Annotated in this window: 14 protein-coding genes; 6 read left to right on the top strand and 8 right to left on the bottom strand. The window is 63.1% G+C overall.

What is annotated here, in order from left to right; translation table 11 throughout:
- Nucleotides 1-6: 6 nt before the first annotated feature.
- The 3 genes from H281_RS0104270 (at nt 7) to H281_RS0104260 (ending at nt 3,783) form a co-directional block, all read left to right on the top strand.
- Nucleotides 7-273, top strand: coding sequence for a type B 50S ribosomal protein L31 (locus H281_RS0104270; protein ID WP_020065843.1), 267 nt, complete (start codon nt 7-9; stop codon nt 271-273).
- Nucleotides 274-643: 370 nt separating this feature from the next.
- The gene (locus tag H281_RS0104265; protein ID WP_020065842.1) at nt 644-2,401 is read left to right on the top strand and encodes an ArnT family glycosyltransferase; all 1,758 of its coding nucleotides are present in this window, start codon (nt 644-646) and stop codon (nt 2,399-2,401) included.
- Between the two features lie 2 nt (nt 2,402-2,403).
- Entirely contained in the window at nt 2,404-3,783 is a 1,380-nt protein-coding gene (locus H281_RS0104260) for an MATE family efflux transporter (RefSeq protein WP_020065841.1), read from the top strand.
- 123 nt (nt 3,784-3,906) lie between these two features.
- Here H281_RS0104260 and H281_RS0104255 read toward each other — a convergent pair whose 3' ends face one another.
- Entirely contained in the window at nt 3,907-4,344 is a 438-nt protein-coding gene (locus H281_RS0104255; RefSeq protein ID WP_020065840.1) for a carboxymuconolactone decarboxylase family protein, read from the bottom strand.
- Nucleotides 4,296-4,802 carry a MerR family transcriptional regulator gene (locus H281_RS0104250; protein WP_020065839.1) on the bottom strand — a complete coding sequence of 169 codons (507 nt, stop codon included), beginning with the start codon at nt 4,800-4,802 and terminating at the stop codon, nt 4,296-4,298. The genes H281_RS0104255 and H281_RS0104250 overlap by 49 nt, the downstream gene beginning before the upstream one ends.
- A 322-nt stretch (nt 4,803-5,124) precedes the next feature.
- On the opposite strand from H281_RS0104250, the gene H281_RS0104240 reads away from it, so the two are divergent.
- Both H281_RS0104240 and H281_RS0104235 read left to right on the top strand, forming a co-directional pair.
- A complete protein-coding gene (locus H281_RS0104240; protein ID WP_020065838.1) occupies nt 5,125-5,736 on the top strand; it encodes a helix-hairpin-helix domain-containing protein in 612 nt (203 codons plus the stop codon).
- 120 nt (nt 5,737-5,856) lie between these two features.
- Nucleotides 5,857-6,375, top strand: coding sequence for a YidB family protein (locus H281_RS0104235; protein WP_408735231.1), 519 nt, complete (start codon nt 5,857-5,859; stop codon nt 6,373-6,375).
- A gap of 216 nt (nt 6,376-6,591) precedes the next feature.
- Here H281_RS0104235 and clpB read toward each other — a convergent pair whose 3' ends face one another.
- Nucleotides 6,592-9,189, bottom strand: coding sequence for an ATP-dependent chaperone ClpB (gene clpB / locus H281_RS0104230; RefSeq protein ID WP_020065836.1), 2,598 nt, complete (start codon nt 9,187-9,189; stop codon nt 6,592-6,594).
- Between the two features lie 131 nt (nt 9,190-9,320).
- Nucleotides 9,321-9,830 carry an Rrf2 family transcriptional regulator gene (locus H281_RS0104225; RefSeq protein WP_020065835.1) on the bottom strand — a complete coding sequence of 170 codons (510 nt, stop codon included), beginning with the start codon at nt 9,828-9,830 and terminating at the stop codon, nt 9,321-9,323.
- A gap of 297 nt (nt 9,831-10,127) precedes the next feature.
- On the opposite strand from H281_RS0104225, the gene H281_RS0104220 reads away from it, so the two are divergent.
- On the top strand, nt 10,128-10,670 hold the full coding sequence (locus H281_RS0104220) for a group III truncated hemoglobin (RefSeq protein ID WP_020065834.1): 543 nt from the start codon (nt 10,128-10,130) through the stop codon (nt 10,668-10,670).
- A gap of 60 nt (nt 10,671-10,730) precedes the next feature.
- Here H281_RS0104220 and moaE read toward each other — a convergent pair whose 3' ends face one another.
- From moaE to thrC, 4 genes are all read right to left on the bottom strand, one after another.
- Nucleotides 10,731-11,207, bottom strand: coding sequence for a molybdopterin synthase catalytic subunit MoaE (gene moaE, locus H281_RS0104215; protein WP_020065833.1), 477 nt, complete (start codon nt 11,205-11,207; stop codon nt 10,731-10,733).
- Nucleotides 11,208-11,224: 17 nt separating this feature from the next.
- Nucleotides 11,225-11,482 carry a molybdopterin converting factor subunit 1 gene (gene moaD / locus H281_RS0104210; protein WP_020065832.1) on the bottom strand — a complete coding sequence of 86 codons (258 nt, stop codon included), beginning with the start codon at nt 11,480-11,482 and terminating at the stop codon, nt 11,225-11,227.
- A 24-nt stretch (nt 11,483-11,506) separates the two neighbouring features.
- Nucleotides 11,507-12,799 carry a molybdopterin molybdotransferase MoeA gene (locus H281_RS0104205; RefSeq protein WP_027804279.1) on the bottom strand — a complete coding sequence of 431 codons (1,293 nt, stop codon included), beginning with the start codon at nt 12,797-12,799 and terminating at the stop codon, nt 11,507-11,509.
- A gap of 227 nt (nt 12,800-13,026) precedes the next feature.
- Entirely contained in the window at nt 13,027-14,478 is a 1,452-nt protein-coding gene (thrC, locus tag H281_RS0104200; RefSeq protein WP_020065830.1) for a threonine synthase, read from the bottom strand.
- Nucleotides 14,479-14,482: the final 4 nt, after the last annotated feature.

Below are 14,482 nucleotides of genomic sequence, written 5' to 3'. Positions count from 1 at the left end.
AAGATCATGAAAGAAGGCATTCACCCGAATTACCGCGAAGTCCTGTTCATCGACATGTCGAACGACTTCAAGTTTGTGACGCGCTCGACCATCCAGACGCGTGAAACCGCCGAATTCAACGGCCAGACCTACCCGCTCGCCAAGATCGAAGTGTCGTCGGAATCGCATCCGTTCTACACCGGTCAGCAAAAGATCATGGACACGGCAGGCCGCGTCGAGAAGTTCAACAAGAAGTTCGGTTCGCGCGCTACCGGCAAGGCAGCAGCGAAGTAATACCTGCCGCTTTGGCTGGCTGGGCAAAATCAGGCCGATTTGGCCACTTTCGTCCGGCAGCGAAGCAGCAAAAGAAGGGCAGCGCGAGCTGCCCTTTTTTGTCGCCCGCGCGCAACTGGAAAACCGGTGCCGACGTGGCCAACGTTCGAGCCGCCTTGCACGTGGACAGCCGGCTCGGTGTAACGGCACGCTCGACGCCGTTGCAGCCCCGCTGTTGCAGCCCCGCTGTTGCAGCCCCCCGGTTGCAACCCATTACCGGCCGTGACGCGCACACTGGCTCCCGACTACAATGCCGGATGCTCCAATAAGGCCATGCCAGCCGGACCGGCCGTCCAGTGGCGGCTTTCGCTTATTAAATATCCCAAACCGCATGAGACCTGTCGTTCGCCTCACTGCTTCCGCGACCAGTGCGCTCCCGCGCTGGCTGCTGTTGACCATCTGTATCGTCTACGCGTCGTTCGGCCTGTTCGGCCGCGATCCGTGGAAGAACGAGGACGCAGCCGGCTTCGGCGTGATGTGGACCATGGCGAACGGCAGTGCGCACGACTGGCTCCTGCCGAATCTCGTCGGCAAGTACCTGACCGAAGACGGCCCGCTTGGCTACTGGCTCGGCGCCAGTGCGATCCGCGTGTTCGCACCGTGGGTGGACGCGAGCAATGCGTCCCGTGTCGTTACCGGGTTGCTCTTTTGCGCGGGCTGCGCTTTTGTCTGGTACGCCGCCTACCTGCTCGGCCGGCGCGCCGAAGTCCAGCCGTTCAAGTACGCGTTTGGCGGTGAGCCGGAACCCCGCGACTACGGTCGCACGCTCGCCGACGGCGCGCTGCTGATCCTGCTCGCCTGCTTCGGCCTCGCCGAGCGCGGCCACGAAACCACGCCGCAGCTGGTGCAGTTCGTGTGTATCGCAATGCTCGTGTACGGGCTCGTGCGAATGATCGACAAGCCGATTCAGGGCGCGGCGATCTGGGGCCTGGCGATCGGCTTCGTCACGCTCGCGAGCAGCCCCGTGCTGGTCGGCGCGCTTCTGCTGGGCACGCTCGCCATGACGTTGATCGTCCGCGAGACGCGCTCGCGCTGGCTGCTGCTCGCAGGTCTGCCGATCGCGCTGGCGCTCTCGGTCGCGTGGCCGATCGCCGCGCTCTGGGCTTTTCCCGTCGACGCCGTCTGGTATCTGAACCAATGGGTGCACGTCAGCCTGAGTTCGTTCGCCGGCCCGCCCGGCTCGGTCGCGGCTTACGCGCTGAAAAACCTGCCGCTCTTCACTTGGCCCGCATGGCCTCTCGCGCTCTGGGCATGGTTCAGCTGGTCGGGTCTGCGCCGCGCGCCGCACGTCGCGATTCCGCTTTCGGTGATCGGGCCGCTGCTCGTGCTCGTCGTGTTGCAAAGCCATCAGTCGAACCGGCTTTATATGTTGCTGCTGCCCGCGCTCGCAGTGCTGGCCACCTTCGCGCTGCCGACGCTCAAACGCGGCGCCATCAACGCAATCGACTGGTTCGCATTGCTCAGTTTCACGATCCTCGGCAGCTTCGTCTGGCTCGTGTACGTGGCCGGGCTGACCGGCTTCCCGCATCCGCTCGCGCGCAACCTCGCGCGTCTCGCGCCGGGTTTCGCGCCGCAGTTCAAAATACTGTCGTTCGTCTGCGCGGTCGCGGTGACGATTTGCTGGTTCGTGCTCGTGCAATGGCGTCTCGCACGCCATCCGAAGGTGCTGTGGCGCAGCGTCGTGCTCTCGAGCGCCGGCACCACGCTCATGTGGGTGCTGCTGATGACCTTGTGGTTGCCGGTCGTCAACTACAGCCGGACTTACAAGGACGTCGCCGAACAGATCGCGAGTCACTTGCCTGAGGACTACACCTGCATATCGCCCGTGCGCCTCGGCAATGCGCAAATTGCGACCTTCGCGTATTTCGGCGACATGCACTTCTCGTTCAATCAGGATTGCGACGTCATTCTGCGCCAGGACACGCAAGACTTCGGCGAGCCTAGCGCGATGTCCGACTTCATGTGGAAGCTGGTGTGGGAAGGCCGCCGCGTGGCCGACCGCGACGAACGCTTCCGCTTGTATGTGCGTATCGACCGTCCGAAGCCGCCGGTCGTGAAACGGCGCAGCTGGCACAAGAAGCCTGGCTGACCATGCTCGCCGACGTACGGAAAATCGCCGGGCTCGCGTGGCCGGTGCTGATCGGTCAACTGGCCATCATCGCTTTCGGCGTGATCGACACGGCCATGGTCGGCCGTTACTCGGCTGTCGATCTCGCGGCGCTAGGCCTCGGCTCGTCGATTTACATCTCCGTCTACATCGGCTTGACCGGTATTCTCACCGCGCTGCAACCGATCACCGCGCAACTGTTCGGCGCACGCCGCTACCAGGAGATCGGCGAGGAAGTCCGGCAATCGCTGTGGCTCGCACTGGCGCTCACGCTCATCGGCTTCCTGATTTTGTTCTTTCCCGGCCATCTGCTGCATCTCGCGCGCGTGCCCGATGCGCTGCACGAGCGCACGGTGTCGTATCTGCGGATACTCGCATTTGGCCTGCCTGCCGGCCTCGTGTTTCGCGTCTACGGTTCGATCAGCAATGCAGTGGGCAAGCCGCGACTCGTGATGATCCTGCAGATCGGCGCGCTGTTGCTCAAGGTGCCGCTCAATACGTGGTTCATTTTCGGCGGCCTTGGCGTGCCGGCACTCGGCGGCCCCGGTTGTGCGCTTGCCAGCACGTTGATCAACTGGGGGCTCGCGCTCGTCGGCATGGTGCTGCTCACCCGTGTCGACGTCTTCACGCCGTTCGCGATCTTCAAGCGCTTCTGCTGGCCCGTCTGGCGGCGCCAGGCCGCGCAGCTGCGGCTGGGCATTCCGATGGGACTGTCGTATCTGATCGAAGTCACGTCGTACACCTTCATGGCGCTCTTCATTGCGCGCTTCGGCACGACGACGCTCGCCGGGCACCAGATCGCCGGCAACATCGGCGCAGTGTTGTATATGACGCCGCTTTCGATCGGCATTGCTTCGTCGACGCTGGTGGCTCAAGCGCTCGGCGCGCACCGCCCGGAGGCCGCGCGCACGTTGTCGCGCCACGGAATCATGATGGCGGTCGCCCTCGCCTGCTGTTACGGCGCAGTGCTGCTCGTGCTGAGACCCTACGTGATCAAAGGCTATACGCCGAACGCGCAAGTCGTGGCGGCGGCGCTGCCGCTCGTGCTGATCGTCGTCTGCTATCACCTGTTCGACGCGCTGCAGATCACCACCGCGTTCGTGTTGCGCGCGTACAAGGTCGCCGTCGTGCCGACCGCAATCTACGCGGTCGCGCTGTGGGGCGTGGGTCTCGGCGGCGGTTATCTGCTGGGCTTCAATGTGACCGGCGCGATCCCGCCCTGGCTGACGGGGGCGCGCGGCTTCTGGGTCGCGAATACGGCGAGTCTCGCGATCGCGGGCATCGGCTTGCTGCTTTACTGGCGCGTGGTCAGCAAACGGCATGTGCGCGCGGGCGCGGTGCTGCGATCCGAAGCGGCTGATTGAGGGCGACGTTGTCGGCATCGCCACTTGCCGCCAACAGCCGCCCGCAATCAACCCGATCAATTCCTGTCTGCGCAAACCGCGCGCTTTAGCGGCGCGCGTCGCTCCTCTGACCGTTCCGCATGCTCACCCCGCATGCGTCAGGTTCTCTGCCCGCTCCGGCCGCACCTCATGCAATCCCTGATCGTGGCGCTCGAAAACCTCGCGCGCGGCGAACAGCGCGTTCAATGCCGCCGGGAACCCAGCATACAAGGCCATCTGCATGAACACCTCGACGATTTCCTCGCGCGTGCAGCCGACGTTCAGCGCCGCCTCGATATGCACCTTCAGCTGCGGTTGCGCACAGCCGAGCGTCGCAAGCGACGCGATGGTGGCAATCTCCCGCGCGCGCAGATCGAGTTGCGGACGGCTGTAGATATCGCCGAAACCAAATTCGATCAACAGTCGCCCGAAGTCCGGTGCAATCGGTGCGAGCGCGGCGATCACCTGCTCGCCGGCAGAACCGTCGATTTCCCTCAGTTTGTTCCAGCCTTGCGTGTAACGCTCGTTTTGCGCGTAGTCCATGGTGAGTCCTTTTCCTTTCCCGAGTGTGAGAACGATGACGTGTCGTCGATCCGTCGTGCCTGACTCTCCGCTGCGGACGTCTGGCCAGCCGCTTCGCCTTCGTAATACGCGATCTTGTCGACGATTGCGCCAAGGTTGGCCTGCAAGTCGGCAATCCGCGCCAGAACCGCATTGCGATGCGCTACCAAAAGGTCGCGGCGCGCACAGAACGTCTGCTGACCCTCGGCACGCAGCGCCGCGAAGGCCTGCATGCCGGCGATCGGCATGCCGGTGGCTTTGAGGCGCATCAAAAACCGCAGCCAGTCGAGGTCGGCCGGCGAATACAGGCGATGCCCCGCCTGCGTGCGGCCAACCGCGCGAATCAGCCCGGCCTGCTCGTAATAGCGCAGCGTATGGGTTGAGACGCCGATGGTGTCGGCGACCTGCCCGATGGTGAGTGCGTTCGACGTGTTCGACATGACAGGACTCAGGTTAGGACTTCGAGTGCACTCTAAGTCAAGTGCGTCGCGCTGTCATTCTCACGTAACCTCGGAACTCAGCCGGCCATGCAATGCGGTTCGATCGCGGTTCGAAGCAAGCAATCCGGCTCACAACCGCCTTCTTGCGAGGCAAAAGGTTTAAAGATTGTTCACGACGATTTACTTGCCGTTGATCGGCCGGTATAAATCGTCGGCGGTCGCCAATAAGCTCGCGCGTTTGTCCTATGCTTAAGCGCAGCGCCTGCTGACACATTGCGTCGTCCGTTCCCGGCTAACTTTTGCCCTCAATGGAGTGCTTGCCATGCTGAAAAAGCTCGTGATGCTGTGCGTTGCCTTGATGTTGTCGCTGTCGGCGGGATTCGCGTCCGCTGTCGAAGTGAATTCCGCCGATCAGGCCGCACTCGAATCGGTCAAGGGCATTGGGCCCGTGCATGCGAAAGCGATCATCGAAGAACGCACGAAGAACGGGCCGTTCAAGGACGCCGACGATCTGGCCACGCGCGTCAAAGGCATTGGCAGCAAATCGGTGGTGAATCTTGAAGCGGCGGGCCTGACGATCAACGGCTCCTCTACGCCGCCAACAGGCGCGAAACCCGCCGCAAAGTCCACGGCGACGAAGACCGCGCCTGCGGCCAACACCGCGGCAACCGCAGCCACTACTGCAACGACCGCAACTCCGGCTGCCCCGGCCGACGCTTCAGGCGCAAAAGCTTCGAAGTCGTCGAAGAAAAAGGCTAAGGCCGCAGCCTCGGACGCGGCCGCGGCATCCGCGCCGGCGCCCACTGCCACTGCACCCGCAGCACCCGCCGCTGCGGCCAGTGCGCCTGCCGACGCATCTGGCGCAAAGGCGTCGAAGAAGAAAGCGAAGAAGAGCAAGGCCGCGTCGGCAGCGGCGGCTTCGGGCGGCGCTTAAAGAACCTGCGCGCAAAAATCGGATCAGAGACTGACTAAGCCAGCAAGGCAGAGCGCCAGCAGCGAAGTTTCGGTGCAATCCGCGTGATCCGCGTGTGACGAGCATGCCGCGCTGCCGGCAATGCGCCTGCCTTCCCCCGACGCCGCGCAGCCGCGCGGCGCGTCACCCGCCGACCCGTCATCGACGTGTCGGCATTCAAGAGAGACCGTCATGAGCCTACTCGACACCCTCGGTTCCCTGGTTGGCAAAACGCCCGAAGGCGGCGGCCAGCAAGCGCTGATCGCCGCCGCACTCGAATTCGTCAATAGCCAGCCGGGCGGCCTGAACGGCCTGATCCAGCGCTTCCAGGAGAAGGGCCTCGGCGACGTCGTATCGTCATGGGTCAGCAACGGCGAGAACCAGCCGATTGCAGCCGACGCCTTGCACAGCGTGCTCGGATCCGAAGCCGTCACCGGGCTTGCCGCCAAAGCCGGCGTGCAACCGGATCAGGTCACCGGCCTGCTTTCGCAGATTCTGCCCCACGTGGTCAACGCCGCAACCCCAGACGGCGAAGTGCCGGCCGAAGGCAAGCTGAACGCGACCACCGTGCTTGGCGCGTTCGGCGGCCTGTCCGCGCTGTTCGGCAAGGGCACCGCGTAAAGAGGCACTGCGTAAGCGCGCTGATCGACGCAAGCACTGCCTTGCCTGCCCATTGAGCAGGCAAAAAAAAAGCGGCAACGAAGGTGACTTCGTTGCCGCTTTGTCATGTGCGAAGCTAGTGCGTGACACGTCGCCCTGCGTAGGGATCAAATCAATGCGTGATCAATGCGTGGGCCAACGCGCCGCATGATACGACGCGTCAGCACATGACATCGATTAGTGCACGACTCGCTCGAACACCAGGTTGCCATCTTCCAGCTCGACCGGAATCACGTCCTTCGGACCGAACTTGCCGGCCAGAATCAGCTTGGCGACCGGGTTCTCGATCTCCTGCTGGATTGCGCGCTTTAACGGCCGCGCGCCGAACAGCGGATCGTAGCCGACCTTGCCGACATGTTCCAACGCCTCGTCCGACACCACCAGTTGCATGTCGAGCTTGGCGAGCCGCTCGTGCAGACGCTGCAACTGGATTCGCGCGATGGACTGCACATTCGAGCGATCGAGCGCATGGAACACCACGACGTCGTCGATACGGTTCAGGAACTCGGGGCGGAAGTGCAGCTTCACCTCTTCCCACACCGCGTCCTTCACGGCTTCCTGCGGTTCACCGACCATTGCCTGAATGACCTGCGAACCGAGGTTCGACGTCATCACGATCACCGTGTTCTTGAAGTCCACGGTACGGCCCTGGCCATCGGTCATGCGGCCGTCGTCGAGCACCTGCAGCAGCACGTTGAACACGTCCGGATGCGCTTTCTCGATTTCGTCGAGCAGAATCACGCTATACGGCTTGCGGCGCACGGCTTCCGTCAGATAACCGCCCTCTTCGTAGCCCACATATCCGGGCGGCGCGCCGATCAAACGCGCGACGCTGTGCTTCTCCATGAATTCGCTCATGTCGATGCGGATCAAGTGATCTTCCGAATCGAACAGGAACGCCGCCAGCGCCTTGCACAACTCGGTCTTACCTACGCCGGTCGGTCCGAGGAACAGGAACGAACCGTACGGACGGTTCGGATCCGACAGACCCGCGCGCGAGCGGCGGATCGCATCGGCCACCGCGCTGATCGCCTCGTCCTGACCGATTACGCGCTCATGCAGCTTGTCTTCGATCTGCAGCAGCTTTTCACGCTCGCCCTGCATCATTCGCGAAACCGGAATGCCGGTAGAGCGCGACACGACTTCCGCGATTTCCTCTGCACCGACCTGCGTGCGCAACAGACGCGGACGCGTCGGATTGTTCTGCTCCTTCGCTTCGGCCTGGGTGACTTCCTTCAACTGCGCCTCGAGACCCGGTAGCTTGCCGTATTGCAATTCCGCGACCTTTTCCAGCTTGCCTTCACGCTGCAAGCGCGTGATTTCCGCGCGCGTCTTGTCGATTTCTTCCTTCAGTTGCGCGCTGCCCTGCACGGCTGCCTTTTCCGCAGTCCAGATTTCTTCGAGGTCCGAATATTCGCGGTCGAGCCGCTCGATTTCTTCCTCGATCAGTTGCAGACGCTTTTGCGACGCTTCGTCCTTCTCCTTCTTGACGGCTTCGCGTTCGATCTTCAGCTGGATCAAGCGACGGTCGAGCCGGTCCATCTCTTCGGGCTTCGAGTCGATTTCCATCTTGATCTTCGACGCCGCTTCGTCGATCAGGTCGATTGCCTTGTCCGGCAGGAAACGATCGGTGATGTAGCGATGCGACAGTTCCGCCGCCGCGACAATCGCCGGGTCGGTGATGTCCACGCCATGGTGCAGTTCGTACTTCTCCTGCAAGCCGCGCAGGATCGCGATCGTGGCTTCGACCGTCGGCTCGTCGACGAGCACCTTCTGGAAGCGGCGTTCGAGCGCAGCATCCTTTTCGATGTACTTGCGATATTCGTCGAGCGTGGTCGCGCCGACGCAATGCAGTTCGCCGCGCGAGAGCGCCGGCTTCAGCATGTTGCCCGCGTCCATCGCGCCTTCGGCCTTGCCCGCGCCGACCATCGTGTGAATTTCGTCGATAAATACGATGGTTTGCCCTTCGTCTTTCGCGATGTCGTTCAGCACAGCCTTCAGGCGCTCTTCGAATTCGCCGCGATATTTCGCGCCCGCCAACAACGCAGCCATGTCGAGCGACAGCACGCGCTTGCCCTTGAGCGTTTCGGGCACTTCGCCGTTGACGATCCGCTGCGCGAGCCCTTCGACGATCGCCGTCTTACCCACGCCCGGCTCGCCGATCAGCACCGGATTGTTCTTCGTGCGGCGTTGCAGAATCTGAATGGAACGGCGGATTTCGTCGTCACGGCCGATCACGGGGTCGAGCTTGCCGGCACGCGCGCGCTCGGTCAGGTCGACCGTGTACTTCTTCAGCGCCTCGCGCTGGCTTTCGGCATCCTGGCTATGCACTTGCGAGCCGCCACGCACCGCGGCAATCGCGCTTTCGAGCGACTTGCGCGACAAGCCATGCTGGCGCGCGAGGCGGCCGGCTTCGCCCTTGTCGTCCGCGATCGCAAGCAGGAACATTTCACTTGCGATGAACGTGTCGTTGAGCTTTTGCGCTTCCTTGTCGGCCTGATTCAGCAGACCCGTGAGTTCGCGGCCGATCTGCACGTTGCCGTCCGTGCCTTGCACCTGCGGCAGACGCGTGATGGCGTCGTCGAGCGCAGTTTGCAGCGCCTGAACATGCACGCCGGCGCGTGAAAGCAGCGAGCGCGCAGAGCCGTCCTGCTGCGCGACCAACGCCGCGAGAACATGAACGGGTTCGATGTATTGATTGTCATGGCCGACCGCGAGACTCTGCGCGTCAGCCAGCGCTTCCTGGAATTTAGTGGTGAGTTTGTCGATTCTCATGCGAGACCTCCAATTTCGATTACCACCAAAATGAGGCGTTTTATTCAGGTTTCAAGCGCTTTTTTAACGTCGCGACGGAGTTTTCAACATCTGCCGCGAAGAAAATGCGCGGCTGTGTGTCACCGCCGCGCTCAGGAAATCGACACCGGCTTGTCGCTCGCCGTCGTGACAGGCGTTAACGGTACGACCGGAATGACGGTGCGTATGCCGAGCAGCGCCGCAAGCGGACCTTGCGGACCCGCCACTTCGTCGATCGTATGGCGATCGAGTTCTGCGAGAAACGCATGACGCGCCGCCTCGAGCGCGCCGCGCAGCCGGCACTGGGGCGTAATGACGCACGGCCGGCGTTCGCCGTTCTGATCCGGCAGGCAGGCCACCAGCGCGAAGTCGCTTTCCGTTGCGCGCACGACCTCGCCGACCGTCAGCGAACGGGTTCGTCCGGCGAGCCGTAAGCCGCCGTTGCGGCCGCGCACGGTTTCCACCCAGCCGAGTTCGCTCAGCTGCTGCACCACTTTCATCAGGTGATTCTTGGAGATGCCGTACGCCTGCGATATGTCCTGAATGGTCGATAAACCCTCGCCTCGAACCGCGAGGTATAACAGGACGCGCAGCGAATAGTCGGTGTAGTCGGTCAGTCTCATAGGTGCAGTATCACAATGAGCGCAAGCCGCGATCCGTGGGATAACCGCGTCGATGCAAGGGTTGCCGGAGGCCGCAGCTTCGCCATAAGATGCACATGGCAGATATTTATTATGCTGCTTGAGTAAAAGTTGGGCGTTCGCGCCCATGGTAACGTTTCCCGCCGCGCCCATTCGCAGGAAAAGCGCGCTTTTTTCAGTCCACTTCGGCGGAACGCGCCCTATTTCCGGCGGTTCGTGCCGGTGCGCGGCGCGCTGGGGCAGGCGACGAGCCAATCGTCGCACACTTCCGGAACTTGCATGAAGCCTTCTTTTCCCGCCGCGCCGGTTGTCGAGCGCGCCGCCGAGCCTGACGAAGCCAATATCCGCGAGCTTGTGTACGGTTTCTACGACCGCGTACGGGCAGATCCGCTGCTCGGGCCGGTTTTCGATGCGAAGCTGGCCGGCCGCTGGGACGATCATCTACCGAAAATGTGCACGTTCTGGGCGAGTCTCGTGCTGGGCGCAAAGCAGTACCGCGGCAATGTGCAGCAGGCGCATCAGCCGCTTGAAGGGATCGAGCCGCAGCATTTCAGCCGCTGGCTGTACCTGTTCCTCGATACTGTCGAGTCGCGTTATGAGCCGGCCGCCGCCGTCCGCTTCATGGAACCGGCGCTGCGCATCGCGCAGAGTTTGCAATTGAGCCGTTTCGGTTGGGACTACAAGATTCCGGCGGAACAACAGGCATTGCTCGAACGCGTTGCGCCGAAACGCCCCCCCCGCGACGATGAGCCGCAGCTCCCCGAGCGGCCCGCTGGGGAGCCGTTTCCGACGCGCATTATCGGGCGGGCACGCGACGAGTGACGACGAGTGACGGTGATTGACGGCGCAACCCGCCGCTGATGCGACGAGCGCGGCAAACGCCTACTCTGAAGATCCGTTCCCGGATTCGATGCCCCATCGCGCGAGCGCTGTATCGTCGGTCACGCGGGCGTCGACCCAGCGCTCGCCCGCTTCCGTTTTCTCCTTCTTCCAGAACGGCGCCTGGGTTTTCAGATAGTCCATCACGAACTCACACGACGCAAACGCATCCCCGCGATGCGCGGCCGTGGTTGCCACCAACACGATCTGGTCGAGCGGATAAAGTTTGCCCACGCGATGCACGATCAGCACCTCGATGCCGGGCCAGCGCAGGCGTGCGCTTTCCACGATTGCCTCGAGCGACTTCTCAGTCATGCCCGGATAGTGCTCGAGCTCCATTGCCTCGACGGCGCTGCCCTCGTTCAGATCGCGCACGGTGCCGACAAAGCACGCCACGGCGCCTATCTTCGGATTGCGAGCGCGCAGCGCGGCAACTTCGGCGCTGAGGTCGAAATCTTCGGTCTGGACACGTACGGGCATGGCGGGCTCCTTGCGGTTCAACCGCCAGTGACGGGTGGAAAAAACGCGACCTCGCAACCCTCGGTGATTCGCGCGCCGGCGTTCGTCATGACGTGATTGCAGGCCATGCGCAGCGCGCGGCCTTCGACGAGCGTGTCGGCCCAGATGCCGCCACGCACACGCAGCCAGGCGCGCACGTCGCCGACGGTCGCGACGCCTTCGGGCACGTCAACGGTTTCATCAGCCAGATCGAGCGCTTCACGCACGCTCGCAAAATATCGCAGTTGAATCTTCATGGGATGCCGCCGGCGTTGCCGGCCTCAATTCAGCAATTCGGAAAAAGGAATGAAACGCACGGTTTCGCCGGCGCTGATCGCATGATTGGGCGGATTGTCGATCAGCCCGTCGCCCCATACCGTCGACGTCAGCACGGCCGAGCTCTGGTTCGGAAACAGTTCGAGACCGCCGGCGCTGTTGATGCGCGCACGCAGGAATTCGTTGCGGCGATCGGCCTTGTTCTGCGTGAAGTCCGCGCGCAAAGACAGCGCGCGCGGTGCGACGGCCTGCACGCCCGCAAGCCGCAAAATGAACGGACGCACGAACAACAGAAAGGTCACGAAGCTCGACACAGGGTTGCCGGGCAGACCAATGAAAAACGTTTCGGCCGACGCAGCGGCATGCCCCGCATCAGATGCGTGATTAGCGCTGGTTTCACCGCTCCCCGCGCCGCGACGCACGGCGCCGAACGCGAGCGGCTTGCCTGGTTTCATCGCGATCTGCCACATCGCAAGGCGTCCTTCCGCCTCGACGGCCGGCTTCACGTGATCTTCCTCGCCGACGGACACGCCCCCGCACGTCAGGATGAGATCGTGCGCGTGCGCGGCTTTACGCAGCAGGTCGCGCGTCGCATCGAGCCGGTCGGCGACGATGCCAAAGTCGCTCACCTCGCAGCCGAGCTTCTCGAGCAGTCCACGCAGCGTAAAGCGATTCGAGTTGTAAATCGCGCCGGGCTTCAGCGGCTCGCCGGGCATGGTCAACTCGTCTCCGGTGAAGAAAACGGCAACCCGCACCGGGCGACGAACTTCCAGTTCGGCGCAACCGACCGACGCGGCAAGCCCCAACGCCTGCGGCGTGAGCCGTGTGCCGGCCGGCAGAATGACCGAACCGCTTTGAATGTCGGCGCCTTGCGCGGTGATCCATTCGCCGGGCCGGGGGCTGTGCAAAATGGTGACCTCGTCGCCGTCGGCTTCCGTTTGCTCCTGCATGACGACGGCGTCGGCACCCGGCGGCACGGTCGCGCCGGTGAAAATGCGGGCTGCCGTACCGGGCTTCAGCGGCTCGGGCGCGTGGCCGGCCGGGATGCGTTGCGACACCGGCAGACGGCGATTGCCGTGCGTCGTCACGTCGGCGGCGTGGATCGCGTAGCCATCCATTGAACTGGTGTTCATTGGCGGCACGTCGAGCGGCGAGACGACATCCGCCGCGAGCACGCGGCCTGATGCTTCGAGCGTCGGAATGAATTCGCTGCCGATGACCGGACTCGCAGCGCTGAGCAGGGTCGCCAATGCGTCGGCGGTGGCGAGCATCGGAGCGCGGGGCGTGGGTGTGGACATCTGGGGTTCGAAGCCGCAGGTTAAAAGAACATTGTAGCGGCCGAAGGCTGAGCCTTGTCACGCCCGCTCTTATCGGAGGGTTTCGCAGTGCGCCGCAGAGTTCTGAGGCGCTCGCCGCAGCGGGTGCGGCAAACGCGCCGCGTCCAACGCGACCCGACCGCCGGCTCGACTTCCGCACTATCGGCGCGGCATGTCACGCGGGCCGCTGGCCCGCGCGCCAGTCGCAATTACGCGCCGGTGTTCGCCACGATGAAGTCCTTCACGCGCTGTGCGTCGGCGGGCAGCACTTCAAAACGCTGCGGCAGCGACTCCAGCCCCGTGAACGCGGCCGGACGCTCCGGCTCGCGCAACAGCGCTTCGCGAATCGTCTCACCGAACTTGATCGGCTGCGCCGTCTCCAGCACGATCATCGGCACGCCGGGTTGCAGATGTTCGCGCGCCACTTTCAGGCCGTCTGCCGTATGCGTGTCGATCATCGTGTCGTAGCGCTGGAAGACGTCTCGAATCGCTTCAACGCGGTCGTCGTGGCTGCTGCGGCCCGATACGAAGCCGAACTCCTTCACACGAGCGAAGTCGCCGCTCGCCGCGAGGTCGAAACCGCCCTTTTCCTCGACGTCGCGGAACAATTGCAGCACTCGCGCCGGATCGCGGCCGAGCAGATCGAACACGAAACGCTCGAAGTTCGACGCCTTCGAAATGTCCATGCTCGGGCTGCTCGTGTGATACGTCTCCGCGGCCTTGCGCACGCGGTAGATGCCGGTGCGGAAAAATTCGTCGAGCACGTCGTTTTCGTTCGTAGCCACCACGAGTTTTTCGATCGGCAGACCCATCATGCGCGCGATGTGACCCGCGCACACGTTGCCGAAATTGCCCGACGGCACCGTGAACGACACGCGCTCGTCGTTGCTCTTGGTCGCGGCGAAATAGCCCTTGAAGTAATAAACGACTTGCGCAACGACGCGCGCCCAGTTGATCGAATTGACCGTGCCGATCTTGTACTTCGCCTTGAACGCGTGGTCGTTCGAAACGGCTTTGACGATGTCCTGGCAATCGTCGAACACACCTTCGACCGCGAGGTTGAAAATGTTCGGGTCTTGCAGGCTGTACATCTGCGCGGTCTGGAACGCGCTCATCTTCTTGTGCGGCGACAGCATGAACACGCGAATGCCCTGCTTGCCGCGCATCGCGTATTCGGCGGCGCTGCCGGTGTCGCCAGAAGTCGCGCCGAGAATGTTCAGCGTTTCGCCGTGTTTCGCGAGCGCATATTCGAACAGGTTGCCGATCAACTGCATCGCCATGTCTTTGAACGCAAGCGTGGGACCGTTCGACAGTTCCAGCAGCGACAGCGGCGCGCCGTTCTCGATGCCGAGTGTTTTCAGCGGCGTGATCTGTTCCGCGCCTTCGTCGTCGCGCACGTTGCAATACGTTTGCGCCGTGTACGTCTTCCGGGTCAGCGCGCGCAGGTCTTCAGCCGGAATGTCGTCGCTGAACTTCGACAATATTTCGAAGGCGAGGTCCGCATACGGCAGCGTGCGCCAACGGGCGAGTTCGTCGGCGCTGACGCGCGGGTATTCGGCCGGCAGGTACAGCCCGCCGTCTTTTGCGAGACCGCCGAGCAAAATGTCGGAAAAAGTGTGGCGCTCGCCGGCTCCGGCGCCGCGCGTGGAGAGGTAGTTCATAGTT

This window comes from Paraburkholderia caledonica (assembly GCF_000383275.1).
GTDB classification, from domain to species: domain Bacteria; phylum Pseudomonadota; class Gammaproteobacteria; order Burkholderiales; family Burkholderiaceae; genus Paraburkholderia; species Paraburkholderia caledonica.
This window is presented reverse-complemented; position numbering and strand designations above follow the sequence as displayed.

Coding starts and splice junctions, on each gene's coding strand:
- H281_RS0104270 (WP_020065843.1), top strand. CDS start 7: ATGAAAGAAGGCATTCACCCGAATTACCGCGAAGTCCTGTTCATCGAC.
- H281_RS0104265 (WP_020065842.1), top strand. CDS start 644: ATGAGACCTGTCGTTCGCCTCACTGCTTCCGCGACCAGTGCGCTCCCG.
- H281_RS0104260 (WP_020065841.1), top strand. CDS start 2,404: ATGCTCGCCGACGTACGGAAAATCGCCGGGCTCGCGTGGCCGGTGCTG.
- H281_RS0104255 (WP_020065840.1), bottom strand. CDS start 4,344: ATGGACTACGCGCAAAACGAGCGTTACACGCAAGGCTGGAACAAACTG.
- H281_RS0104250 (WP_020065839.1), bottom strand. CDS start 4,802: ATGTCGAACACGTCGAACGCACTCACCATCGGGCAGGTCGCCGACACC.
- H281_RS0104240 (WP_020065838.1), top strand. CDS start 5,125: ATGCTGAAAAAGCTCGTGATGCTGTGCGTTGCCTTGATGTTGTCGCTG.
- H281_RS0104235 (WP_408735231.1), top strand. CDS start 5,857: ATGCGCCTGCCTTCCCCCGACGCCGCGCAGCCGCGCGGCGCGTCACCC.
- clpB (WP_020065836.1), bottom strand. CDS start 9,189: ATGAGAATCGACAAACTCACCACTAAATTCCAGGAAGCGCTGGCTGAC.
- H281_RS0104225 (WP_020065835.1), bottom strand. CDS start 9,830: ATGAGACTGACCGACTACACCGACTATTCGCTGCGCGTCCTGTTATAC.
- H281_RS0104220 (WP_020065834.1), top strand. CDS start 10,128: ATGAAGCCTTCTTTTCCCGCCGCGCCGGTTGTCGAGCGCGCCGCCGAG.
- moaE (WP_020065833.1), bottom strand. CDS start 11,207: ATGCCCGTACGTGTCCAGACCGAAGATTTCGACCTCAGCGCCGAAGTT.
- moaD (WP_020065832.1), bottom strand. CDS start 11,482: ATGAAGATTCAACTGCGATATTTTGCGAGCGTGCGTGAAGCGCTCGAT.
- H281_RS0104205 (WP_027804279.1), bottom strand. CDS start 12,799: ATGTCCACACCCACGCCCCGCGCTCCGATGCTCGCCACCGCCGACGCA.
- thrC (WP_020065830.1), bottom strand. CDS start 14,478: ATGAACTACCTCTCCACGCGCGGCGCCGGAGCCGGCGAGCGCCACACT.